Here is a 1,863-nt window from a genome sequence, read left to right as displayed (position 1 = left end):
TATCACTGCTCCCGCTCTCTTTGCCATGGAGGAAAATCCCTATATAGAAGTGTTAATCGAACGGGAATTTAGTCAGGAAGGAGACATCGAAAAAGCTCTTGATTTTATTCACTCTAGCCAAGGTATTCCTCGCTCAAAAGAATTAGCATCTCAATACGGACAAAGTGCCTTAAAACACCTTGACTGTTTAGCTTCTTCTCCCTCAAAAGAGGTGCTAATCGAGCTAGTAGATTACGTTTTGAGCCGAATTTATTAGGGAATAATAGTTCTCGCCGTAGCAATAGTCCAAGCATCGACTAATAATAAAAATAGGGTGAGAGTAAAAAGAATTCCATACATCCAAGGCTGAGAAAGGGGGCGAATATCAGTCATATCCAAGTTAGTTTTTTCCTCGATTATTTTGACCATGCGATTAAATCCCGCTACTCGCATCGGTAATAAATAGGCTTTTTCTGCGGAGCGATCAAGGAAATAATAAACTAAACCACCCTGTCCTGTACTGCGACATTTAAGTTCTTTTATATCTGTCCAATTTAACCACCAACCAGAGCGAAGAAAAGCGGGAAACCATTGGGGATAGGTAACTTGTATCCCTGTCTCTGATAAAATGACTCTTTCACTTAAAGCTCCGTATAAAGCGATTAATCCTAAGCTGATTCCTAACCAAAGAAAATTGGGATTAACGGGGGAATTAGTGACTTTTGCTAAAAAGGGTAAAGGGATGGTTAACGCCACATATAAACTTAATAAAGTTACCCGAATTACTGGTGATATCCGAAAAGTTATTGTCTCGTTCATTTGATAACCTTAATCAGTAAACAGTAAACAGTGAAAAGAAGGCTCCGAACTGGCCACTTAATACTTTAACACTTTAATACTTAATACTGTTCACTGAAAACTCAAAACTGATCACTGATCACTGATCACTGATAACTGAACAGAGATTTGCACCTCGATCGCAGGTGATTGTTTGACCGTAAACTGTTATTCTAGGCATTAGGGGCGTGATTTTAACTTGCTACAGTTATTAATTAATATTAACACTTATTGACTATTTCTATGAACAATGGTAAGCGCATTTGGGTCTATGACACTACTCTCCGGGACGGGGCCCAGCGAGAAGGTATTTCCCTCTCCCTCGAAGATAAAATTAAAATCGCCAGGGAATTAGATAGAATGGGTATTCCTTTTATCGAAGGCGGTTGGCCGGGCGCAAACCCTAGAGACGGTCAATTTTTCTGGAAACTGCACGAAGAACCCCTAAAACAAGCGGAATTAGTCGCTTTTTGTTCCACTCGTCGCCCCCATGTCGAGGCCCGGGAAGATCGGATGTTAACCGCCATTCTCGCCGCTAGAACCCGTTGGGTGACAATTTTCGGCAAATCTTGGGATCTGCACGTCACAGAGGGCTTAAAAACCAGTCTGGAGGAGAATTTAGCCATGATAGGAGATACGATCGAGTATCTACGCTGTCAGGGAAAACGAGTCATTTATGATGCCGAACATTGGTTTGATGGTTACAAAAATAACCCCGAATACGCCCTTTTAACCCTCAAAACCGCCAGGGCTGCCGGAGCAGAATGGTTAGTTTTCTGTGATACCAACGGCGGCACTTTACCCCAAGAAATCGCCCCCATTGTGGAGAAAGTGCGGGAGCAATTGGGCATCGATCCCGATGAGGAAAATGCGCCTCAATTAGGCATCCATGCTCATAATGACGCAGGAACCGCCGTGGCTAACTCCTTAGCGGCAGTTAACGAGGGCGCACGCATGATTCAAGGCACAATTAACGGTTATGGGGAACGCTGCGGCAATGCCAATTTATGTACTTTAATTCCCAATCTTCAGTTAAAAATGGGCTTT

At 42.8% G+C, this 1,863-nt stretch carries 2 protein-coding genes and 1 pseudogene; 2 read left to right on the top strand and 1 reads right to left on the bottom strand.

The window, feature by feature from the left end:
- Positions 1 to 256 (top strand): annotated as a pseudogene (locus tag PX481_RS20045) (solanesyl diphosphate synthase); the annotation flags it as partial.
- Here PX481_RS20045 and PX481_RS20040 read toward each other — a convergent pair.
- Positions 253 to 798 carry a hypothetical protein gene (locus PX481_RS20040; RefSeq protein ID WP_002761729.1) on the bottom strand — a complete coding sequence of 182 codons (546 nt, stop codon included), beginning with the start codon at positions 796 to 798 and terminating at the stop codon, positions 253 to 255. The pseudogene PX481_RS20045 and the gene PX481_RS20040 sit on opposite strands and share 4 nt — an antisense overlap.
- A gap of 261 nt (positions 799 to 1,059) precedes the next feature.
- On the opposite strand from PX481_RS20040, the gene cimA reads away from it, so the two are divergent.
- Positions 1,060 to 1,863, top strand: an 804-nt coding sequence (gene cimA, locus PX481_RS20035) for a citramalate synthase (RefSeq protein ID WP_288095637.1), incomplete at its 3' end; no start/stop codon positions are given.

Source organism: Microcystis sp. M53603_WE2 (genome assembly GCF_030065435.1).
The sequence above is the reverse complement of the archived record's forward strand: the minus strand, read 5'-3'. Positions and strand labels throughout refer to the sequence as shown.

Coding starts and splice junctions, on each gene's coding strand:
- PX481_RS20040 (WP_002761729.1), bottom strand. CDS start 798: ATGAACGAGACAATAACTTTTCGGATATCACCAGTAATTCGGGTAACT.